At 39.9% G+C, this 20,707-nt stretch carries 25 protein-coding genes and 1 pseudogene; 15 read left to right on the top strand and 11 right to left on the bottom strand.

All coding sequences use genetic code 11. The annotated features are described in order from the left end of the window. Window positions 1-96 precede the first annotated feature (96 nt). On the top strand, window positions 97-1,788 hold the full coding sequence (locus ABVF21_RS10460) for a M3 family oligoendopeptidase (protein ID WP_303530396.1): 1,692 nt from the start codon (window positions 97-99) through the stop codon (window positions 1,786-1,788). A 69-nt stretch (window positions 1,789-1,857) separates the two neighbouring features. Here ABVF21_RS10460 and ABVF21_RS10455 read toward each other — a convergent pair whose 3' ends face one another. Continuing rightward, window positions 1,858-2,139 (bottom strand): hypothetical protein, encoded by a 282-nt coding sequence (locus tag ABVF21_RS10455; protein ID WP_194220351.1) that lies wholly within the window; start codon window positions 2,137-2,139, stop codon window positions 1,858-1,860. 171 nt (window positions 2,140-2,310) lie between these two features. Between ABVF21_RS10455 and ABVF21_RS10450 the strand changes: the two genes are divergently transcribed. Together ABVF21_RS10450 and ABVF21_RS10445 are read left to right on the top strand one after the other, a co-directional pair. Beyond that, window positions 2,311-2,799: an NUDIX domain-containing protein gene (locus tag ABVF21_RS10450; RefSeq protein ID WP_242057330.1), complete on the top strand. Its 489-nt coding sequence runs from the start codon at window positions 2,311-2,313 to the stop codon at window positions 2,797-2,799. 11 nt (window positions 2,800-2,810) lie between these two features. Next, on the top strand, window positions 2,811-3,218 hold the full coding sequence (locus ABVF21_RS10445) for a GNAT family N-acetyltransferase (RefSeq protein ID WP_303530393.1): 408 nt from the start codon (window positions 2,811-2,813) through the stop codon (window positions 3,216-3,218). A gap of 108 nt (window positions 3,219-3,326) precedes the next feature. Here the strand turns inward: ABVF21_RS10445 and ABVF21_RS10440 are convergent, their stop codons facing one another. Further along, window positions 3,327-3,923 carry a DedA family protein gene (locus ABVF21_RS10440; protein ID WP_303530495.1) on the bottom strand — a complete coding sequence of 199 codons (597 nt, stop codon included), beginning with the start codon at window positions 3,921-3,923 and terminating at the stop codon, window positions 3,327-3,329. Window positions 3,924-4,137: 214 nt separating this feature from the next. Between ABVF21_RS10440 and ABVF21_RS10435 the strand changes: the two genes are divergently transcribed. The 3 genes from ABVF21_RS10435 to ABVF21_RS10425 all read left to right on the top strand — a co-directional run bounded on the left by ABVF21_RS10435 (window position 4,138) and on the right by ABVF21_RS10425 (window position 5,724). Then, window positions 4,138-4,917 carry a hypothetical protein gene (locus ABVF21_RS10435; protein ID WP_303530391.1) on the top strand — a complete coding sequence of 260 codons (780 nt, stop codon included), beginning with the start codon at window positions 4,138-4,140 and terminating at the stop codon, window positions 4,915-4,917. A gap of 87 nt (window positions 4,918-5,004) precedes the next feature. Continuing rightward, window positions 5,005-5,502 carry a GNAT family N-acetyltransferase gene (locus ABVF21_RS10430; protein ID WP_371018179.1) on the top strand — a complete coding sequence of 166 codons (498 nt, stop codon included), beginning with the start codon at window positions 5,005-5,007 and terminating at the stop codon, window positions 5,500-5,502. A gap of 66 nt (window positions 5,503-5,568) precedes the next feature. Beyond that, window positions 5,569-5,724: a hypothetical protein gene (locus ABVF21_RS10425; protein ID WP_194220355.1), complete on the top strand. Its 156-nt coding sequence runs from the start codon at window positions 5,569-5,571 to the stop codon at window positions 5,722-5,724. Window positions 5,725-5,795: 71 nt separating this feature from the next. Here the strand turns inward: ABVF21_RS10425 and ABVF21_RS10420 are convergent, their stop codons facing one another. After that, a complete protein-coding gene (locus ABVF21_RS10420) occupies window positions 5,796-6,431 on the bottom strand; it encodes an FMN-dependent NADH-azoreductase (protein WP_283152915.1) in 636 nt (211 codons plus the stop codon). A 112-nt stretch (window positions 6,432-6,543) separates the two neighbouring features. On the opposite strand from ABVF21_RS10420, the gene ABVF21_RS10415 reads away from it, so the two are divergent. The 4 genes from ABVF21_RS10415 to ABVF21_RS10400 all read left to right on the top strand — a co-directional run bounded on the left by ABVF21_RS10415 (window position 6,544) and on the right by ABVF21_RS10400 (window position 9,390). Beyond that, window positions 6,544-7,119 (top strand): DNA-3-methyladenine glycosylase I, encoded by a 576-nt coding sequence (locus ABVF21_RS10415; RefSeq protein WP_303530387.1) that lies wholly within the window; start codon window positions 6,544-6,546, stop codon window positions 7,117-7,119. After that, window positions 7,119-7,496, top strand: a complete 378-nt coding sequence (locus ABVF21_RS10410; RefSeq protein ID WP_303530493.1) for a DUF4937 domain-containing protein — start codon at window positions 7,119-7,121, stop codon at window positions 7,494-7,496. The genes ABVF21_RS10415 and ABVF21_RS10410 overlap by 1 nt, the downstream gene beginning before the upstream one ends. Beyond that, the gene (locus tag ABVF21_RS10405) at window positions 7,493-8,095 is read left to right on the top strand and encodes an SGNH/GDSL hydrolase family protein (protein ID WP_303530385.1); all 603 of its coding nucleotides are present in this window, start codon (window positions 7,493-7,495) and stop codon (window positions 8,093-8,095) included. Before ABVF21_RS10410 ends, ABVF21_RS10405 begins: the two co-directional genes overlap by 4 nt. A gap of 65 nt (window positions 8,096-8,160) precedes the next feature. Beyond that, window positions 8,161-9,390: an MFS transporter gene (locus ABVF21_RS10400; RefSeq protein ID WP_303530384.1), complete on the top strand. Its 1,230-nt coding sequence runs from the start codon at window positions 8,161-8,163 to the stop codon at window positions 9,388-9,390. On the opposite strand, the gene ABVF21_RS10395 is transcribed toward ABVF21_RS10400, so the two are convergent. The 3 genes from ABVF21_RS10395 to ABVF21_RS10385 form a co-directional block, all read right to left on the bottom strand. Further along, entirely contained in the window at window positions 9,307-10,131 is an 825-nt protein-coding gene (locus ABVF21_RS10395) for an AraC family transcriptional regulator (protein ID WP_303530383.1), read from the bottom strand. The two genes, ABVF21_RS10400 and ABVF21_RS10395, sit on opposite strands and share 84 nt — an antisense overlap. Window positions 10,132-10,152: 21 nt before the next feature. Further along, entirely contained in the window at window positions 10,153-10,770 is a 618-nt protein-coding gene (locus tag ABVF21_RS10390) for an NUDIX hydrolase (protein ID WP_371018177.1), read from the bottom strand. 77 nt (window positions 10,771-10,847) lie between these two features. Next, a complete protein-coding gene (locus tag ABVF21_RS10385) occupies window positions 10,848-11,225 on the bottom strand; it encodes a thiol-disulfide oxidoreductase DCC family protein (RefSeq protein ID WP_371018176.1) in 378 nt (125 codons plus the stop codon). A 148-nt stretch (window positions 11,226-11,373) separates the two neighbouring features. On the opposite strand from ABVF21_RS10385, the gene fabG reads away from it, so the two are divergent. The 3 genes from fabG (at window position 11,374) to ABVF21_RS10370 (ending at window position 14,321) form a co-directional block, all read left to right on the top strand. After that, a complete protein-coding gene (gene fabG, locus ABVF21_RS10380; protein ID WP_303530380.1) occupies window positions 11,374-12,135 on the top strand; it encodes a 3-oxoacyl-ACP reductase FabG in 762 nt (253 codons plus the stop codon). A gap of 111 nt (window positions 12,136-12,246) precedes the next feature. Beyond that, window positions 12,247-13,968, top strand: a complete 1,722-nt coding sequence (locus tag ABVF21_RS10375) for a pyruvate oxidase (protein WP_303530379.1) — start codon at window positions 12,247-12,249, stop codon at window positions 13,966-13,968. A 71-nt stretch (window positions 13,969-14,039) separates the two neighbouring features. Next, the gene (locus ABVF21_RS10370) at window positions 14,040-14,321 is read left to right on the top strand and encodes a gamma-glutamylcyclotransferase family protein (RefSeq protein ID WP_371018175.1); all 282 of its coding nucleotides are present in this window, start codon (window positions 14,040-14,042) and stop codon (window positions 14,319-14,321) included. A 177-nt stretch (window positions 14,322-14,498) separates the two neighbouring features. Here ABVF21_RS10370 and ABVF21_RS10365 read toward each other — a convergent pair whose 3' ends face one another. Then, window positions 14,499-15,092 carry a hypothetical protein gene (locus tag ABVF21_RS10365; RefSeq protein ID WP_371018174.1) on the bottom strand — a complete coding sequence of 198 codons (594 nt, stop codon included), beginning with the start codon at window positions 15,090-15,092 and terminating at the stop codon, window positions 14,499-14,501. A 209-nt stretch (window positions 15,093-15,301) separates the two neighbouring features. On the opposite strand from ABVF21_RS10365, the pseudogene ABVF21_RS10360 reads away from it, so the two are divergent. After that, window positions 15,302-15,798 (top strand): annotated as a pseudogene (locus ABVF21_RS10360) (NUDIX hydrolase). 72 nt (window positions 15,799-15,870) lie between these two features. Here ABVF21_RS10360 and ABVF21_RS10355 read toward each other — a convergent pair. Further along, window positions 15,871-16,758, bottom strand: a complete 888-nt coding sequence (locus ABVF21_RS10355; protein WP_371018173.1) for a DMT family transporter — start codon at window positions 16,756-16,758, stop codon at window positions 15,871-15,873. A 242-nt stretch (window positions 16,759-17,000) separates the two neighbouring features. Here ABVF21_RS10355 and ABVF21_RS10350 point away from each other — a divergent pair, with 242 nt between their 5' ends. Then, window positions 17,001-17,825, top strand: a complete 825-nt coding sequence (locus tag ABVF21_RS10350; RefSeq protein WP_371018172.1) for a DUF368 domain-containing protein — start codon at window positions 17,001-17,003, stop codon at window positions 17,823-17,825. Window positions 17,826-17,861: 36 nt separating this feature from the next. On the opposite strand, the gene ABVF21_RS10345 is transcribed toward ABVF21_RS10350, so the two are convergent. The 3 genes from ABVF21_RS10345 to ABVF21_RS10335 are packed head-to-tail and all read right to left on the bottom strand — an operon-like array spanning window position 17,862 to window position 20,656. Next, a complete protein-coding gene (locus ABVF21_RS10345) occupies window positions 17,862-18,317 on the bottom strand; it encodes a GtrA family protein (protein WP_371018171.1) in 456 nt (151 codons plus the stop codon). A gap of 16 nt (window positions 18,318-18,333) precedes the next feature. Further along, complete coding sequence (locus tag ABVF21_RS10340; RefSeq protein ID WP_303530371.1) at window positions 18,334-19,476, bottom strand: glycosyltransferase family 4 protein; 1,143 nt, start codon at window positions 19,474-19,476, stop codon at window positions 18,334-18,336. A 31-nt stretch (window positions 19,477-19,507) separates the two neighbouring features. Continuing rightward, complete coding sequence (locus ABVF21_RS10335; protein WP_194220372.1) at window positions 19,508-20,656, bottom strand: NAD-dependent epimerase/dehydratase family protein; 1,149 nt, start codon at window positions 20,654-20,656, stop codon at window positions 19,508-19,510. Between the last annotated feature and the right edge of the window lie 51 nt (window positions 20,657-20,707).

Raw genomic sequence — 20,707 nt, 5'->3', positions numbered from 1 at the left:
AATGTGGATACATGAGAAAGGATATGACATATCCTGTCAGAAAATTCTGTGGTAAACTATGAAATGGTACATAAAAGCATCTTAAGGGGGAAGCTGATGAGTACGTTTTATGTTGAAAAGTATGATTTTAAAAATCCTTCTATTCTTGAAGAAGAGTTTAAATCGCTCCTCAATCAGTCGATTCATTCTGCTGATGAATTAGAAAAATGGGTGATGAGCTTATCTTCATTAATGGATGGTGTGGCAGAAGGACTTGCCGGACATTATATTGATTTCCAGTGTCATAGCAGCAGTGAAGAAGCAAAAAAGACAATCGAGCACGATCAAGAATACATAGAACCTATGGTAAAGCGATATGAGGGGCTTTTTGATGAAAAGTTTCAGGAGTCGCCTTACAAGTCGCAGCTGAACCAAGAGTATTATAAACAATTTCTTCTTCGGAAAGAAAATGCAATGACGCTTTTTAATGAGGAAAATATTAACTTAGAAGTTGAAGAAGATCGCATCGTTAATCGTTATTTTGAGCATACAGGTAGTCTCTCATTTCATTGGGATGGCGAAGAAAAAACACTTAGTGAAATGTTTTTAATGATGCAAGACGGGGATCGGGAAGTTCGCAAAAGCGCTATGGAAGAAATCTTCACGACGCTCTTAACGAAAAAAGACGACTTACAGGAAATTATGGACGAGCTGATCCAGCTCCGTCAGAAAAAAGCTGAGAATGTGAATCTCGATAATTACAGAGATTATATGTTTAAGAAATACGAGCGGTTCGATTACACACCAGAGGATTGTAAATCTCTAGCTGAGGCAGTTCGAAAGCACGTTGTTCCTCTAAAAGAAAAGCTGCAGAAAAAGCATCAGCAAGAGCTTGGTGTTGAAGAGTATAAACCATGGGATACGAGGGCTGTCCCGAAAGATAAGCAGCCGCTTCGTCCATTTAATAAAATCGAAGAGCTAATCAAAGGCACATCTGATATTTTCGATAAGCTTTCTCCGCGCTTCTCTTATCTTTTAAACGAGATGAATGAGAAAGGTGCACTTGATCTCGAAAGTCGGAAAGGAAAAGCGCAGGGAGGTTTTTGTGAGTATCTTCCGGTTTCTGAGCTTTCCTTTATCTTTATGAATAGTACAAAGTCACATGACGATTTTATTACGCTTCTTCATGAGATGGGTCACTGCATTCATAACGATTTCAAGCGTAATCAAATGCTATCAGCTTATCAAGATACGCCTATGGAGTCAGCTGAGCTAGCAAGCATGTCGATGGAACTCTTAACGATGGACTACTGGAATCTGATGTATCAGGATGAAAAGGAATTGCTAAGAGCTAAGAAAGATCAGCTTGAAGGGTTAATCCTCTTCCTTCCTAGTGGTATTGTAGTGGATCAGTTTCAGCACTGGATGTATGAGAATCCAAATCATACGAGCAAAGAACGTAGCGAGAAATATATGGAGCTATCGCGCACATATGATTCCTCCTATGTAGATTGGACAGGGCAGGAAGAATGGATTCAGAATAACTGGCAGTTGATTCTGCATATTTTTGAAGTACCGTTCTACTATATTGAATATGTTATCGCCCAACTTGGTGCGATCCAAATGTATCGCCAGTATAGAGAAAATCCAGAACAGGCTCTAGAGAATTACAACCGTGCCTTATCACTTGGAAGCTCTGTGTCGTTATCCGAAGTGTATGAAGCGGCAGGTATCCATTTTGATTTCTCTGAAACGATGATCAAAGGATTGATGGATTTTATTTCAACTGAATTAGATGCACTATCGTAATAAATAAGGAAGCCCTTCTCTATGTTAGAGAAGGGCTTTTCGCTATCGTCTACATTTATAAACGCTTCTTTACTTGTCATCAATCGTCCATACTTTGCAGCTTGGGCACTGGATGATTTCAAAACGATCTTTTTTCAGTTCATCCATCCACTCTTCCCAGGAGTTATGCTCAGGTGACATTTCAAGCGTTTTAACTGTTTGCAATTCGTCTCCATCGCTATTCGTACAGGTGCATTCCACAATCGCAAGCTGTGACTCTTGATAGTCATCTTCTTTCGTATTTTCAACTGACCAGTTGATTAATCGCTCATTCATTGGATTGCGTTCTTTGTAATGTGTGCGGGTTAACATGGTATCACTCCTTTTCCTAACTTGGGCGGTATGACTTACGCGATCATGCTTTCTATATTGGATGTTACCCTTTTTCTTAAAAATCATTCATCATAGTATAGTAGGTTCCTAACTCAGAATGATATATACTGTCATCATAGACGAAGATAGGATTGGCTGGAGGTGGAATGGATGACAACGATAAAAGCTACTTTACTATCCATGGTTATTTTACATAATAGAGAAAAAGATGAAATTCTCTTACTGAATCGACCTCCTGAAGCCGGGTTTCCTGGCTATATCGGTCCAGGCGGGAAGATTGAACTCTCAGAAAGCTTTGCCGAAGGTGCTGCAAGAGAACTTTATGAAGAAACGGGATTTATTGTTCATCCTTGCGATCTTACATATAAGGGAGTCGATGAATTTATTATTCCAGATGAAGAGTTTCGGTACATCGTGTTTAATTATGTAGCTACTTCCTACTCTGGTAGTAAGCACCCCGATCCACCAGAAGGTGAATTAATGTGGGTGAAGAGAAATTTAGTTCATACGCTTCCTATGCAAGATTGGTTTAAGCAGAGACTGCCAAAGTTCTTTGAGGAGGGAACGTTTGAAGTTTCCGTAGAATACGAGAGAGGAAGCGAGATTCCAGTTAAGGAAACAAGAAGAACGCTCGGATGAGGAGGATTTGAATGATACAAAGAAGAGATGAGTCACGAGATTTCATTCGAAAGAACGTTGTTGAATATAACAAACAGAAGCTTTCATCTGCAGTTAAAACTCCGCTTGAAGAAATCGCATTCGTTATGAAAGAAGAGGATGAAGTGATTGGCGGGATTTCGGCAACATTGTTCTGGCAGCACCTTCATATCGATTTTCTTTGGGTGACAGATGAGAAGAGAGGGAACGGTGTTGGAAGGAAACTTCTCCAACAAGTTGAAAGACTTGCAGAGGAAAAGGAATGTCGACTTATATTGCTTGATACATTCAGTTTTCAAGCACCTGGATTTTATCTAAAGGAAGGGTATGAAATTTGTGGTAAAGTAGAAAATCATCCTCAAGGTCATACCCAATATTTCTTGCAAAAAAAACTTAGCTAGTGCACTAAGTGCCTCATCATTAGTCGTAAGAGAATGGGATTAGGTGTATAGGTCAACATTGCTTGAACGATTGCTTAGTATACTTAGGGTGGGCAGTTTTTGTTAGAATTAGCGAATGCGTCGCCTCTTCATAATAAGTAGAAATATGTAACAGATAAGAAAGAATCCTGCTCCGAGACTAACTGGTAACGTATAAATTCTTGCAGCAGAATGAATCTGGGACCAGTTGTCACCGAGCTGTATTCCGATATATAGGAAGAGAATGGACCACGGAATCATAGCCAGGATCGTATAGAAGGTAAATCGCATGATCGACATTTTGGCAATACCTGCTGGAATAGAGATCGCGTGACGAACGACAGGAATAAAGCGAGCTGTAAAGATGACGCTCACTCCATTCCGATCGAACCAGGTTTCAGCAATGGCAAGATGCTTTTGAGAAATAAACAGGAATTTTCCATAGCGCTCTAAGAACGAACGTCCACCAAAACGGCCTAGCCAGTATAAAAAGAGCTGAGCGACTGTGCCACCGATCGTTCCAGCAATAACAGCACCAGTAAAACGAATCGTTCCTTCAGATACCATATATCCTCCATAAGCGAGTACGAGCTCACTCGGAATAATTTCAATCATTAAAGCAAGGGCGATGCCAGGGTAACCAAGCTGTAGCAGCCACTCTAAACATTGATGAATAAGGGTTTCTATAGTTAACAACTCCTTTCATGGACAAACGAATGACTTGTTTTCAAGTGTATTGTCCACATAGGATTGTTAGACCTTCGAAAATAGCTATCCTCGTAAAATAGAAGGTGCTTTCGAACAATTATAGAACCCGGAATGTAAGCAATCCGGGTAATGTTCGTTCTCAGAAGAGGATGACAATAGAGTAGAGAGGTGAAAAGTCAGGATGTTAACATCCATGAAGAAATTTCTTGCGACACTAGATCAGCCTATGCAAGCGAAAACGGGAAAAGAAAAAGTACTAACGGTTCTTTCCATTATTGGATTCATTTTATTATTATATCTTGTGGCGTTTTCCCCATTTATGTTCAGGTTGTTCTTAACGTGTCTTAGCGTCGGAGTTTCACTATATGTTATTAAAAAAATTCATGATTTTGATGCAAAGCTAAAGGGTGAGCAGGTAGAGGATACGGCCACTTCAACTACTACAGCAGATGATCAGCTTTCATTTTCACTTGAAAACACGGCTATCGAGGCAGAATCGATGGAGGAAGCTGAGAAAGAGCGTGAACTTGAGCAGATCAATAGTGATAAAACGATGCTTTTTGAAGAGCTTCTTTCTAAAGCGGATCTCGATGAAATAGAGAAAGAAAGCTATCGTAACAGAATGCAGCATAAGGAATCTGAAAGCAATCGGATCAAGCAAGAAGTGCTTCTGTTTAAAGATAAAATTCAAAAAGCAGTCATTGATAAGAAGGGACTTTTCATTAAAGAAACCCCTGATATGAAGCTGGTTGCTGAGTTAATTGGGATTGATTCTGTTGAATCTAGTTCATTTGTTGAGTTAAATGAAGAGCTTCGACTCATTTATAACGACATTCCAGAATCAAAGCGGAATACTTTAATCGAGTATGAGCTAGTGAACGATGAGTTTGAATTAACGAGACTCGGATATAAAGAACTTATGAAAGAAGTAAGAAAGCTAGAAAAGAAGACAAGGCCGGTTGTTGAGCAGTAAAACCAGGGAAAAACGCGTATAATCCTTTATACGCGTTTTTCTTATGGTAAGCTGTAAAGACCAGTTATAGGAAATGAGGACAAACAAATGAAAATTAGACAAATTAGCCCAGATGATGCCGAAGCATTTGTGAAGCTAATAAAAGGTGTGGAGAGCGACTCCCCATTTATGCTCTTTGAAGACGGCGAGAGAAAGACGACAATAGCTGAGCAGCGTGAACGTATTGAAAAAATGGAGAGTGATCGTCATTCTCGTATATTCGTAGCTGAGAATGCTGGTGAATTGATCGGCTATCTAATTGCGGTGGGCGGACAGGCGAAGCGCAATCAACATAGTGCCTATGTAGTGATAGGAATTGAAGAAGAGTATCGGGGACAGGGAGTGGGGTCCGAGTTATTTATTGAATTAGAGAAGTGGGCAGTGACTCAAAACCTACACCGTCTCGAATTAAATGTGGTCACACGAAATGAAGGTGGATTAGCTCTTTACCGGAAGGCAGGTTTTGAAGTGGAGGGCTTGAAACGTCACTCACTGTTCATAGCTGATGAATTTGTTGATGAATACTATATGTCGAAGCTGCTATAGAATTGCAACTAGATCTCATAATTAGATCGTTCTTCAACCATACTAGAAATGGAAGGAGACGATGAAATGTTTGATCATACAAAACATATCCCGCTAGAGGGTATACCAGGAGAAATGAACGTGAGTGAAGTCCCACAACAGAATGAGGAGATCGCTGAGATGAGTTTCCCTTTTGATTACAGTTTAATGATCCCGCTCGACCACTCGTTAAGGGATGAATAAAAAAGCGCAATGTGCGCTTTTTTTATTTTGGGGAAATGCTATTTCAGAGGCACGAACGAATAGTGTATTCTTTAGAAAGTCTTTGCAGCTTGTTTCGCTTCTTCCATCGCCTTTTTCTTGATTTCTTCAGCTTTCTCAGGCATTTGTGCCATTCCTTCAGCAATGACTGATTCAACAGAAGGGATGCCTAGGAATCCAAGTACGGCATGTAAGTACCGATCTCCGAATTCCATTTCTTTTGCAGGCCCTTCTGAATAGATGCCACCTCTCGCTTGGATGTGAAGGGCTTTCTTATCAGTTAGGAGACCAACTGGGCCTTCTTCTGTATATTTAAAAGTCTTACCAGCAATAGCCACTGTATCAATGTAAGCTTTTAATTTAGGGGGAAAGCTGAAATTCCAGAATGGCGTAACAAAGACATATTTATCTGCTGATATGAATTGATCTGTAAGGTCGTTAATTTTACTGACTTTAAGCTGTTCGTCTCCTGATAAATGATCAAATGCATTTCCCTGTTGCAGCTTTCCCCATCCGTTAAAAACGTCAGTATCAATATAAGGAAGATCGATATTATAAAGATCTAGCTTTACGACGTCATCATTCTGATGTTTTTCTTGGTAGGTTTCGAGGAAAACTTCCCCTATACTTAAACTGAAAGATTCTTTTACTGGTTTTGGATTCACGGTAATATAAAGCAATCTAGCCATCACGATCATCTCCTTTGTTATCGCCACTTAGTATGGCTAGCGTAGGAGAAAGTATTCAACTGGATTAGCGTTAAGAAATTGTAGGCAACTAGCCTTTATTGGAGGTAACATAATGAACCGTTGTGCATGGGTGAATGAAGAAGAAGTTTATAAGGAGTATCATGATCATGAGTGGGGAGTTCCTGTTTATGACGATCAAAAACTTTTTGAAATGCTTATTTTAGAAGGAGCGCAGGCGGGGTTAAGTTGGATTACGATTTTAAAAAGACGAGAGAATTATCGAGCTGCTTTTGATCAATTTATTGTTGAGAAAGTAGCGGCTTATGATGAGGATAAAATACAAGAGCTACTCCATAATGAAGGCATTATACGTAATAAATTAAAGGTGCGCGGAACGGTAAAGAATGCGAAAGCATTTATGGAGATTCAAGAAGAGTTCGGAAGCTTTTCATCATACATATGGGGTTTTACTCAAGACACTCCGATCATTAACGACTGGAAATCGATAGAGGAAGTACCAGCAGAAACAGAACTTAGCAAGAAGATTAGTAAAGATATGAAAAAGCGCGGTTTTACGTTTGTAGGTCCTGTTATTATATATAGCTTCTTGCAAGCTGTTGGTTTAGTCAATGATCATACAACTGACTGCTTCAGACATCCTGATTTTAGTGAAAAGGCTCAACAGTGATGGTGATTAAAAAAATAGTTTGCAACGTGCGAGAAGGTCAGGAAGCAACTTTTTCTAGAGGGCAAGAACGTTGGATTGAATTGCGAAATGACGAAGGATTTATAGCTCAGTACGGCGGCTGGACAGAAGAGAACATGGCGATTATTATTGGTTTTTGGAAAAGTACCCAATCCTATAACCATTTCATGAATGATGATCATGATGCCATCTATCTAAAAACAAATCAACAGGGAAGTATTGAATCGATTGATGTTCAACTTGAGGAAACCGATGTGAGGGATATTGAACAATACGCAAAAAGCTGGATGTTAGAGCAGCATAGTAAGGTAAATGAGCGATGGACCATTACGACTGAGAACCTGGAGGAGCTTATATGAAGTGGTTGTTTATCGGGGATAGTATTACGGATTCAGGCAGAAACCAGGACACTGAAGGACTTGGTTATGGATATGTAAGGATGATTAAGGAAGAGATAATAAAGGAATTCCATGTGGAGATCATCAATAAAGGCGTGAGTGGTAATCGAATCACTGATCTTGAAAGTAGATGGAAACGGGAGGTTTTAGCATTGGAACCTGATCTGATTTCCATTTCCATTGGCATAAACGATGTGTGGAGACAATTGGATCATTCTGAGATGGAGCAGGTGTTGCCAAGTGAGTTTGAGGAGATATATGAACGACTTTTAATAGAAGTAAATGATGGTATCGTGCAAATTGTCTTAATGGAACCAACGATTATTGAAGAAAATATCTCTTCAAAAGGAAATCAGCTGCTTATGCCTTATGTTGAAATCGTTCGGAAGTTGGGAGCTAAGTTTGACGCAATTGTTGTTCCTACTCATGAAACTTTCCTACAAGCGCTAAGGGATAAGAAAGATACTCTCACAACGGATGGCGTTCATATGACTTCAGTAGGCAATCGTCTTATGGCTGATACATGGCTGAAATCATATAAAGACAATTTATTGCGCTAAATTGTAGCAAGATCTTATAAGATAAATCACCTCTTTCTTTTTATGATAAAGAGAGAGGTGATTCTATGTATATCAAATTAATGTTCAATCAAAACATAAGGTACTACTTGCTTGGAGGAGGGATTTCAAAGCTAGGCGATGTCCTTTCAGGTATGGCATTTCTTTTTCTTGCTTATGAGATAACCGAATCTAAGGTATTGACGACTGGAATGGCGATCGCGGAAACTCTCCCTTATTTACTCTTTGGGTTAATAGGAGGGGTGATCTCTGATTGGGTACAGAAGAAGAGAATGCTCATTATTTTAGATTTTGTCAGAATTCCATTAATTGGATCTATTGTTTTGTTCTATTACGCAGATTTGTTAGGATATGCTTATTTACTGCTTGTTAGTTTTCTTATTCAATCGATTGGTTGCTTCTTTAACCCAGCTCATCGTGCTTTGCTGCCGCTTATGACAGAAGAGAAAGAACGAACAATGGTTAATGGATTGAATGATACACTTCAAAGAGGCGTTACGGTCATAAGTCCTTTTCTTTCAATATGGATTCTTACAACGCATGGTGCTGTCCATTTTTTTACTATTGACGCCATAACTTATGGATTGAGTGCATTCTTTCTTATGAAATTACAAGTGAAAGAAACCACTTATAGTGGGGAAAAATCCTTGAGCGGAGTCTGGCGCTCAATCGGATCGTTTACTAAATGGGCTGGGGGGAATATCACCCTGAAGCATTTGTTTCTAAGTACTTTTGTAATTGTATTTCTTAATACCTGGGTTTGGGAAGTGGGGCTCCTACTTGCGCTTTCAGATATGACCTCAAGGAGTGAAGAGATTTATAGTTTGATACTAGGTTTGTTTGGTGCAGTTGTGATTGGAACGAATTTAGTCATTCCTTATATTGTAAAGGAAATGGATTTAAAAACATATATGATTGGTGCTTTCATTTGGGGAGCGGGCGTATTTTATTATGGCGTATTATACGAGTTAGAACATTTTTTTGTAGGTGCTATTCTAGTAGGAATAGGGATTCCGATAGCTGGACTTGCAAGAGTTTATCTCCTGCAAACCATCGTACCGAAAGAGCAGCTTGGAAGAGGGTTTAGCACGAACGCTGTTCTACTCTATCTTGCTAATACTCTTTCATTGGCTCTATTTGGTGCATTCGCTGTTCTTCTGCCAATTCAAGTTATAATGGTTGTTAGTGGAATGCTAATGATGATCATTAGTATCTTCTATCTTATAGGAACTACTACGGATTTGAGAAGGAGATTTTCCATACAACTTTTTAAATAGATGATTGTAAGAAGAAAGATTCTTGAATCCTGATGAAAAAGCAATTGATAGAATTGATTCACTAGAGTGAAGAAGCTTTTCCTGACTTTTCATAATGCGATAAAGTTGCAGGAATGAATAAGGCGAAATACCAAACGTTTCTTTAAAGGAGTGAGCGAATTGATATTTCGAGAGACCTGTCAGGTTTGCGAGCTGCTCAAGCGACCATTCTTCTTGAAACCCTTCTTTCATAGCTGTAATAGCAGTAGTTAGCGGGAATTTCGCTGAAGGGATAGGGAGCTCCTGTTGATGCAATCCTGGAGCATGTTTGAGCATAAGGATAACGAGTTGTACCGCACTGTGCTCAAGGAAGTAAGTACTTTCTTCGGATTGCAAACCGTTCCCCATACAATCTCGTACAAAAGAAGCCCACTGCTGAAGCTGTGGATGATGATAAGGAATAGACGCGAATTCAGGAAAACGTGCACTGAGATTAAGATCTTTTGCTACTTCTTGAAATATCGTTTCATCCAGTTCGATTAGAAATTTTTCATCCGTAACGTTAAGTTGGCGGTGGGTGTCACCTGGGTTAAGGACATAGAACTGTCCTTTATCAATTGTAATATCACCACGTGGTGTTTCGTAAAGCCCTGACCCCTGGTGAGAGAATATAAACTTATAACACTCATCACTTCTCCAGCTTCGTTCTTGTAATTTGTCCTTCCTCATAAGAAGAAGCCCATTGTTAAATGGTTTAATCATTGTGATAGCTCCTCATCTCACTTAATCAAAAACAGGGGGAAGGGTAACGTTGTTATGGAGATTATAAAGCATCCCAACCTGAGATTCAGTTATTCTGCCAGTCGACAAAGGGGGAAGCTCGTCTTGAGCGAAAAAACCACAGTCACTTGTTTCGATACTTTCGGCCGCAACTCCACCGACTAGCTCACACTCAATCATCACCTTATAAATATGATAAGGCGATGGTGGGTGAGGGTGTTTTTTGTGATCGAGCACGGCAAGAAGTCGCCGTGCTTCTACAATGTATCCTGCCTCTTCCTGAACTTCTTTTACCGCTACTTCTCCTGGTGTAAAGCCCACATCACCCCAGCCGCCGGGAAGAGACCACTTGCCATCCGCTTTTTCTTTAACGAAAAGCAATTTACCTTCATGAAAAACAGCTGCACGAACGTCTGCTTTAGGCGTTTGATAACCAGTTTCATTCGTGAAAAGTTCGCTAATTGTTTTCATATCATATTCCGTGTAGGTTTCCATCATTTCTGCACTTAGCTGTCTCAGTTCAATATATCTTTCATAATCATAGTTATCCTGCGTATAAGTTAGCCCTGCTTGAGCAATGGATTGAATTTGTTTCGCCCAGGTAAGCCATTTTTCTTCCATATCAAAGCATCCTTCCAAACTAATTCTCTGACAAATAGTATTCTAGAAAAAAGTATTAACCCCTGCTTTTAAAAAAGTTATTCAAAACGGGGCTCTGAATAACGTCCAAACCAATCATAACGGTTTTTTGAAAACCATATATAGAATGGTGAACCAAGCTTATCAATAAAAGGTAAGTATAGTAGTAAAGAGAGAGGTACCGTTACAGGAAGTGCCATTAACAGTCGTCTTACCGTATAATAGCCTGCATGAAGGTTCCCAGATGTCGTGAGCATATGAATTTCATCATACATTCGTTTGTGGCGAAACTGCATATAGGGATAGTCTTCCGGGTGCTTCTCAACTTCTTGGACCGGTATCCATTCGATCTTATTAAACCAATCCAGTTTGCGAAGTGATTTCTTAACATAAAAACAAAAAGGACATTCAGCATCATAGAAAACGAGATGTTTCATCGCGATAGCCTCCAATATAAATAATTCATTCTTCTATCCTTTTCACTTATTATCCCGATTTTAAACTGGATGACAATAGTTGACAGAAAATTTTAATATTATTATAGTTTAATTAATCTTAAGAAATCGCTTACAGGAGTGAAGTTGAGTGAAACGACTTGAAGGTAGAGTGGCATACATAACTGGTGGGAGTAGAGGAATCGGTGCGAGCATTGCAGAAAAGTTTGCAGATGAAGGGGCTAAGGTATACCTTGCCGATGTGAACGAAGAAGCCCTTTCGATAACAAGAAAGAAATTAGAAGAGAAAGGCTTCTCGGTTATGATAGGAGTTGTGGACGTTACACAGCGAGAGCAGGTAGAGTCCAGTATGAAAGAAGCGGCAGAAGCATACGGGTCAATTGATATTCTTGTAAACAACGCTGGAGTTATTCGAGATAATCTATTATTTAAAATGAGCGATGAAGACTGGATGACGGTCATGCAGGTACATCTTACTGGGAGTTTTTATGCTTCAAGAGCGGCACAAAAGTATATGGTTGATCAAGGTTACGGTCGTATCATAAGTCTATCCTCTACTTCTGCACTTGGTAATCGTGGACAAACGAACTATGCAGCTGCCAAAGCGGGCATTCAGGGGTTAACCAAAACGCTCTCACTCGAGCTTGGTAAATATGGCATTACGGCCAATGCTATTGCGCCAGGATTTATTGAAAGTGATATGACAAAAGCAACGGCCGAACGACTCGGTGTTGAATTTAATCAGTTTATTGAATACAACAAAAAGCAGATTCCAGTTGCTAGAACAGGGAAACCTGAAGACATTGCGAATGCTGCACTCTTTTTTGCAGATGAAAACTCATCCTTTGTTAGTGGACAAGTTCTTTATGTTGCAGGTGGACCACGAACGTAATATCAATGAAAGCAGTCCAACTGGGCTGCTTTATTCTTTTCTCTGACGTTTCACTGACACTATAGAGGGGTACTTTCCCATTATGGATAAGGAAACGAAGGAGGAGTCATGATGTTTGATAAAAATGCTGGTGAGATTTTACTGAATACACTTTCTGAATGGGGAGTAGACCATGTGTATGGTTTACCAGGAGATTCGATTAACCATTTCGTGGAAAATTTGCGGAATGCTCAAGATCGTATGAAGTTCATTCAAGTGCGCCATGAAGAGGTAGGTGCCCTTGCAGCAGCATCGTACGCGAAAATAACAGGCAAAATAGGTGTCTGCCTTTCCATTGCAGGACCAGGAGCAGTTCATTTGATGAATGGTCTATATGATGCGAAGGCTGACGGTGCACCAGTTCTCGTTATTGCTGGACAAGTCGCAAGCGACCAACTTGGAACGGATCAATTCCAAGAAATTAACCTTGAACGAATGTTTGATGATGTATCTGTATTTAATCGCAGGGTGGAAACAGCGGCATCGTTACCTGACTTAACTCATCAAGCTATACGAACAGCTGTTGAGAAAAAGGGCGTAGCGATCCTTACAATTCCAGATGACCTTGCAGCAGAGAAAGTAAAACAAAAGGTGGAGAATACGTCCCTCATTCGCTCGAAAGCAGTCGTTCATCCACATGACTCCAATTTAAACGAAGCTGTCGCTATGTTAAATGAAGCGAAGCGACCGGTCATCTTAGCAGGAAAAGGCTCTAAACATGCGAGAGAAGAACTTTTAAGCTTTGCAGAAAAAGCAGGAGCCCCGGTTATTTTAAGTTTACCAGGAAAAGGAGCTATTCCAGACGTTCATCCTTATAACCTTGGTCAACTCGGTCAAATTGGAACGAAGCCTGCTTATGAAGCAATGGAAGAAACTGATTTACTCATCATGGTCGGTACGTCATTCCCGTATCGCGATTATTTACCTGATAAAGCAAGGGCGATCCAGGTTGATATTGACCCAACTCAAATCGGGAAACGTTATCCTGTAACGGTAGGATTAATAGGAGATGCCAAGTGGACGTTATCTTATTTAACCGAGCATACTACCTACCAGGAAGACCGTGAATTTATTGAAAAATGTCAGGACAACATGAAAAACTGGTGGGCTCATCTTGAAAAGATTGAATCGGAACAGTCTACACCAATTAAACCACAGCAAATCATGCCACAACTTCAAAAAGTTTTGGATGATGATGCCGTCTTGTCAATCGATGTAGGGAATGTGACAGTTTGGTCAGCAAGGCATTTACGCATCACGAATCAAAAATTCATCATTTCCTCATGGATGGCGACGATGGGATGCGGTCTTCCAGGAGCGATTGCAGGTAAGATAGCTCATCCAGATCGTCAGGCCGTAGCGATTTGCGGTGACGGTGGTTTTACGATGGTGATGCAAGATTTCTTAACAGCTGTGAAATATAAGCTACCTATGATGGTTGTCGTCTTTAACAACGAACGTCTTGGTATGATTAAATATGAACAGCAGGAAATAGGGAACATAGATTATGAAACGGAATTAAAAGACTTTAACTTTGCCGCATTTGCTGAAACAGCTGGCGGGGAAGGTTATCGCGTCGAAAAGTATGAAGAATTGCTTCCAGCTTTTGAACGAGCTGCGAAATCACCGAAGCCTGTTATTGTCGACATTGTGATTGAAGAGCAGCCGCCTCTTCCAGGTAAAATCACGTATGAACAGGCAGCAAGCTATTCGAAATACATGCTCAAAAAAGCATTTGAAGAACAGGAAATTGATATGCCACCATTGAAAAAGGCATTGAAGCGAATTTTTTAATAAAGTTACTGTGGAGCCCGCTTATTGGCGGGCTTTTCGTTATAGCTATGGAGATAAAAGGAGAGAGCATCATGCATCTTGTGTTTTGTTATGGAACATTACGATTAGGAGAAAGCAATCATGGTGTCATAAAAGGAGCTCCTCTAAAAGAAAGCTTCTGTTGGACAAAGGGAGAGCTGTATGACACACAGGATGGCTACCCTGCTTTAGTTCAAAGCGAGGACGAGGAGCATAACGTATATGGAGAAGTCTATGAGGTCGATAATCAGTTACTTGAAAGAATTAATATTCTCGAAGGTTATCAGGAAGGGCGCGATCATAACTTATATGACCGTGTCATGCAGGAAATCTAAAGTGAGCAAGGGAGTTTTGAAGCCATTACTTATATCATGAAAAATCCTGAAAAGCGTTTTATCGAAATATCATGTGGGGATTGGATAGCGTATCGGAAAGATAAAAGGTAACTAATTGAAACAAAAAAATAAAAAAAAGCACCCCTCCAAAAATGGAGCGTGTGCTTTTTTGAACAATTAGTCCGTTAGAATCATATAATCTTCAGGAATGTGAAGGGTTGTTTCATAGTAAGCCTCATCTGAGTAGTGATCTGAAATGTTTTTGTCAATCATCCTGTAAGTTAAATAGGGCTGTTGAATCGGTTCTTTTACAATCGTCGCTTCAACGATTTTTTCTTGGTTTTCATCTGTATCCGTAGTGGTGACTAACTCGATCCAAATTGGAGATATGTCATCATCTACATAATTTGATTCTATGCCGTTATTAGGGTCTTTCAGTAATTGAGAAAAATCCTCTACTTGTTCGTTGTGCTCATGTAAAGACTGAAGATAAGGTGCGAGTGTATTTTCTTTCCATGATTTCTCGTCCATTGAAAAATCATAGCTGTTTAACGTGTACGATAAATACACTATGATGAGTAAGATGATGAACAGGAAGGCTCCTCTAAATAGAAATTTTGATGGGGATAAGATGTTACGGTTACGGATCAGGTGCATAATGAAAATGAGTCCAACGATGATCCATAATACCTCGGATATGATGGCGAGTGGAGCATCTGAGAGCTTTTCCACTTCATTATAGCTTTCAATGACTTGATTGATTGTTGGCATGCTTACTTTCCTCCTGAATGTCAGAGAAACATTAATTGTTCCTTTTATTCAACTCTACTATCGTTTTAAGATGACTTGATCATTGTAACAGTAATTTAACTGTTTTATCCATATGGAGTGAATGTTTAGTAAAATAGATAGGTGATTGCTTTAGGTTATTATCAAACTTATATAATTGGATCAAATTATGAGAAACTAGGTGACGGTACATGCTTCAATATACGATTTGTTTATCAAAAGAAATCAAGATTTTCTCTTATTAAATGGACGCAAAGCCCCAACAATGGGTCTCTGGAACGGCGTTGGTGGGAAGCTACAACAGAATGAAACGCCGTTTGAGTGTATAATAAGAGAAACCTATGAAGAGACAGGGATTGAATTAGAGAGCGTTACATATGCAGGGAATGCTCTTTTTTATAGTGAGCAGGGCAACTCAGGTATGTACATTTTTATCGCGGATTTACCAGAAGGAATGGTTCTTACGACTCCTATAAATACGGCAGAAGGAATACTAGACTGGAAACGAATAGATTGGATTCTAGATGAAGATAATCAGGGTGTAGTAAGCAATCTGCAGAAGTTTTTGCCCGAAGTACTTGGAGGGAACTATTTACAGGAGCACAAATTTATCTATCACGATCATCAAATGCAATCTTATTCGGTCTCTTCACTAGTAGAGAATGAAGTCAAAACTGTTCACAAATAAATCTGTCATAGGAAAACAAAAAAAAGAACGCCAAACTTAAATGGAAGTTTGGCGTTCTTTTAATTACGTGAATTAATGCGAGGTTTGTGGTTGTCTCTTCTCAACCTTTTTCGCTTCACGGTTGTTACGTATAAACATATAGAACGAAGCTGAGAAAATGATAATATAGCCAATAATACTCCAGGCATCAGGTATTTGACCGAATAGTACAATGCTGATTAAAGCAGAGTAAACGACGGTCGAGTAGAAGAAAATCGAGATTTCTCGAGCAGGTGCAAATTTATAGGCTACGGTGAGCCCAAATTGTCCAAGCGTTGCGAATACGCCTGCTAATAATAGATAGATCAGCTGTTTCGTTTCCATTGGTTCATAGAAGATAATCACGAATGGCAATAATACTACAGTTGAGAAGAAGGAGAAATAGAAAACAACTGTATAGAACTTTTCACGCTGTCCAAGAACTCTGAGTACCGTATAGGCACCTGCAGCAAAAATAGCAGAAAGCAGTCCGGAAATATACGGCACTGTCTCGACTGAAAACTGTGGCTTTATAATTAATAGCGTTCCGATGAAAGCGATGATGATCGCGATGATTTGGAACCGTTTCGCTTTTTCCTTTAAGAAAAGAGCGGAAAAAATAATTAATAAGAAAGGACTAAGCTTATTGAGCATGTCGGCATCAGATAGTACAAGGTTATCAATTGCGTAGAAGTAGAATATGATTCCTAGTGTCCCAAGTGCTGATCGCAGGAGCAAGAATTTCTGGTTCTCCTTTTTACCGAATAGTCTTTCTTTGTAGTGCATCACAAAGCCAAATGAAATGATGGCAGAGACGGCATTTCGAAACATCGTTTTTTGAATCGTTGGCACGTCACCTGATAGCTTTACAAAAGCAGCCATCATCGCAAATCCAAATGATGATATTAGCAATAGGATAATTCCTTTATTTCGGTCACTCATCAAATTCCTCCAGTTTGTCAATCACTTCTATCACTTTACTGCAAAGGAATCCTCTTTTTCAACTACAGAGCTTAAAGTAAGAAATGTCACAAAATTGATTCATTCTTTCTAGGAGGGATTGTGGCATAGTAGAAGGGTGATTGAACCTTTCCGAAATCGTGTTGATAAAAATGTTCGGTTAATGAGAGGGTATATATGGGTAATGTAGGTACTAGACAGAAAGCAAAAGGAGAAACGTGAACATGTTTGTGTGGCGCAATATTTATCGAGGATTATTAATGGGCGTAAGTGATTTAATCCCTGGCGTAAGTGGTGGTACGATTGCCATGGTGCTTGGTATTTATAGAAGACTGATTAGCGGTATTAATGGATTGATGAGTAAGAATTGGAAAAAAGAACTTGGGTTTTTTATTCCTCTTTTAATAGGAGTAGGACTTGCATTACTGCTCGTTAGTCAGCTTATGGAGAAATTGCTCGAGCATTATCCACAGCCTACGTTCTTTTTCTTTATTGGCTTAATTATTGGTGTTGTCCCGTATTTATTAAAAAAAGTAGACTATAAGAAAACGTTCGAGCCTTTCCATTATGGATTGTTAATTGTAGCGGCAATCTTAATTGCTTCCACTTTGTTTCTAAAAGGGGATGGATCAGGAGAGGTGATGAAATCGTTAAGTATGGTTGATTACATCATTTTATTTTTCTCTGGGTGGTTAGCTAGTACAGCTATGATTCTCCCTGGTGTAAGCGGCTCTTTTGTCTTATTACTGCTTGGGTCATATCAGACTGTTATCCACGGTCTTTCATCGTTTCAAATTCCCCTTTTACTAACGGTAGGAGCAGGAATTATTATTGGATTAAGCTTAACAGGAAAGGTCATTGCTCACTTACTTTCAAAATATACGATTTCCACTTATGCCGTTATGATTGGGTTGGTGATCGGCTCAGTCGTTGTGTTGTATCCAGGATTTCAGTCAGATGTTGGACTTGCGGTAGCGAGCATCTTAACATTATTGGGTGGACTTGGCGCGGCTAGTGTACTTGGAAAAATTGAACATAAGGAAGAATAACAAAAACCGCAGGAAAGCCTGCGGTTTTTGTGTGTTTTATTGCTCTTCTTGCTTTGGTTTTGTACGAGGAAACACAAGATGTTTCATCATAAAGAAGCTTGAAGCAGAAGAGAGGAACATGGCAAGTCCTTTTGAAATATTACGTTCAATGTAGCGTGGCAGCGTAATCCATTCGAATATCAAAAGAGCGCCATAAAAGACAAGGTTGCTAATACCAAGTGCGATGATGGCCTGAACTAAAAATAACAGCACCTGTTTTTTGTCATGGATCGCTTTTGAAGGGAACGTGAGCTTGGCATTCCAGAAATAGCTGTTAATGATCGCCAGAACGTATGAAATTGTGTTGTACATAATAAGCTGGATTCGATCATCTGTTGGGAATAACAGCATGAGCAGGTTTAATGCACCGATATCAACTAGTGCATTCATCACACCAATTACACTGAAACTCATCACCTGTTTAGAACCCTTGCCAATTCTCCGCTGCTTCATATACTCATCCTTCTATCTATTGGATCGCCTGCTGCTGTGCTTCTTGCCTTTGCTCAATGGCGGACTCATAGAAATCAAGTAGCTGCTGTGCTGGACCTCGCCAACCGTAATCTCTAGAATGCTCGTACGCTTCTTTTGACATTTTTTCTAATAGCCCTTTTTCCTGAAGGCGATTAATGACTTCAGTGAGGTTACCGTTCGTTCCTGAACGATAGAGTAAACCTGTTGAACCATCCTCAACCTGTTCGTTCGTTGGGCCGGATTCTGCGGCAATAACAGGAAGGCCACTTGCCATCGCTTCGAGTATGACAAGTCCAAGCGTTTCGGTCGTTGAGGGAAACATAAACGCATCTGCAGAAGCATAAGCCCTTGCTAGCTCTTCACCGTGTAGAAAACCAGTAAAAGATACGTTGTCAAGATGACCGAAGTTCTTTTCAAGTTCATCTCGATAAGGGCCATCCCCAACAATTGCCAGGTGAGCATCTGGCTTTTCTTCAAGCATCGGAACGAGCGAATCGATTTCTTTCTCGAATGCAAGTCTTCCGACAAAGAGTAGAAGGGTTTTATCTGGATTGTCATTTGATAACCGTCGTCTCATGTCGCTGTCTCGAAGTTCAGGATTAAACCGTTCAGTATCAACACCGCGTTTCCATAAATGCATGTTATAGAAGTTTTGTTCATTTAACTCTTCTAATATGGCTTGTGATGTACAGAGGTTAATATCCGCTTTGTTGTGCATTCTTCTGAAGTGCCACCAGAGTAAAGGTTCCGACCATGACATATTGTAGTGATCAGCGTATTTAGGAACGTGAGTATGATAAGAAGCAATTAGCGGAACCCCTAGTTTCTTACCATACTTGATACCAGAATAGCCCATAAAAGCCGGATTAACGACATGTACAAGATCAGGATCAAACTCCTCTAAATAGGTTTTAATCACACGAGTTGGCATGCCGAATTTCCGATGTTTATATAGAAAGAATGTACGAGGCTGAACTCCATCAAAACGAATATTCCGATAGCTGCGCACTCCTAAATCTGGAGCAATGACCTGTATATCATGCCCTTGATCAATTAAATAATCGATCGATGCACGAAGTCTTGTCACCACGCCATCTGTTGAAGGAAGGAATGTCTCTGTTACGATGGATATTTTCATAAGAACACCTCAGTTAGTATTGTGCATCGCTTTACTTCCAGGTCACGTTAGGAAGAACGTTTTCTTTCAATACGCGGTCTTTGTATTTGAGAGCTGTATCAAGCGTTCTCGAAATGTGTTCATCTGTTAAAAGAGAAGGCTCAAGACCAAGATCAATTAGGCTCGTGTTTACAGCGTGATAGTAGTGCTCTTCTTTCTCAACACGAGGGTTCTCAAGGTGATCGATGTTCACATTGAGTCCTTTCGCTTCAGCTACACGCTGAACTTTCTCAGCCAGTTCAAGTACAGAAAACTCTTCAGTAAACTGATTGAACACGCGGAATTCACCTTTGTCGGCCGGGTTTTCCGCTGCAATTTCTACACAGCGAATCGTGTCCTTAATGTTTAAGAAAGCGCGCGTTTGTTTACCAGATCCGTATACTGTTAAGTTATGGCCAATTGCTGCTTGAATGATGAAACGGTTAAGGGCTGTACCAAATACACCATCGTAATCCAGGCGATTGATTAAACCTTCATCAAGTTCATCTTCATCTGTATGAAGTCCATAAACAATTCCTTGATTTAAGTCTGTTGCACGAATGCCCCAAATTTTGCAGGCAAACTGAATGTTATGGCTATCATGAACTTTTGATAAATGATAGAACGATCCTGGTTGTTTCGGGAATGGAAGAACGTCTTCACGTCCTTTATGTTCTATCTTTATGTATCCTTCTTCGATATCTATGTTAGGCTGTCCATACTCACCCATTGTGCCCAATTTAATTAAGTGACAATCAGGTGTAACTTCTTTAATTGCATAGAGCACGTTCAAGTTACCAACAACGTTATTCGTTTGTGTAAATACCGCATGCTCACGATCGATCATAGAATATGGTGCTGAGCGCTGTTCAGCAAAGTGAACAAATGCTTCAGGCTGTACTTGCTTGAAGATTTCTTTTAAGAAGTCATAGTGCATCAAATCACAATCATACGTTGCGATATGCTTACCTGATTTTTCTTCCCATAATTTCACGCGTTCTTCAAGGGGTAAGATGGGAGTTAGTGAGTTCGATCGAAGCTCATCATCCCATTTACGGCGTACCATGTTATCAATGATCGTAACCTCATGGCCCTGTTTTGATAAGTAAAGTGCGGTTGGCCATCCACAGAAACCATCTCCGCCTGCTACAATAATTCTCATAGATTTTACCTCCATCACAATGGTCGATTTAGTTGTAGAAATCCTTGCTTT

It is taken from the genome of Pseudalkalibacillus sp. JSM 102089, assembly GCF_041366475.1.
Lineage (GTDB): Bacteria > Bacillota > Bacilli > Bacillales > Guptibacillaceae > Guptibacillus > Guptibacillus hwajinpoensis_B.
Note: the sequence above shows the minus strand (reverse complement) of the source record. Positions and strands in the feature narration are given on the sequence as shown.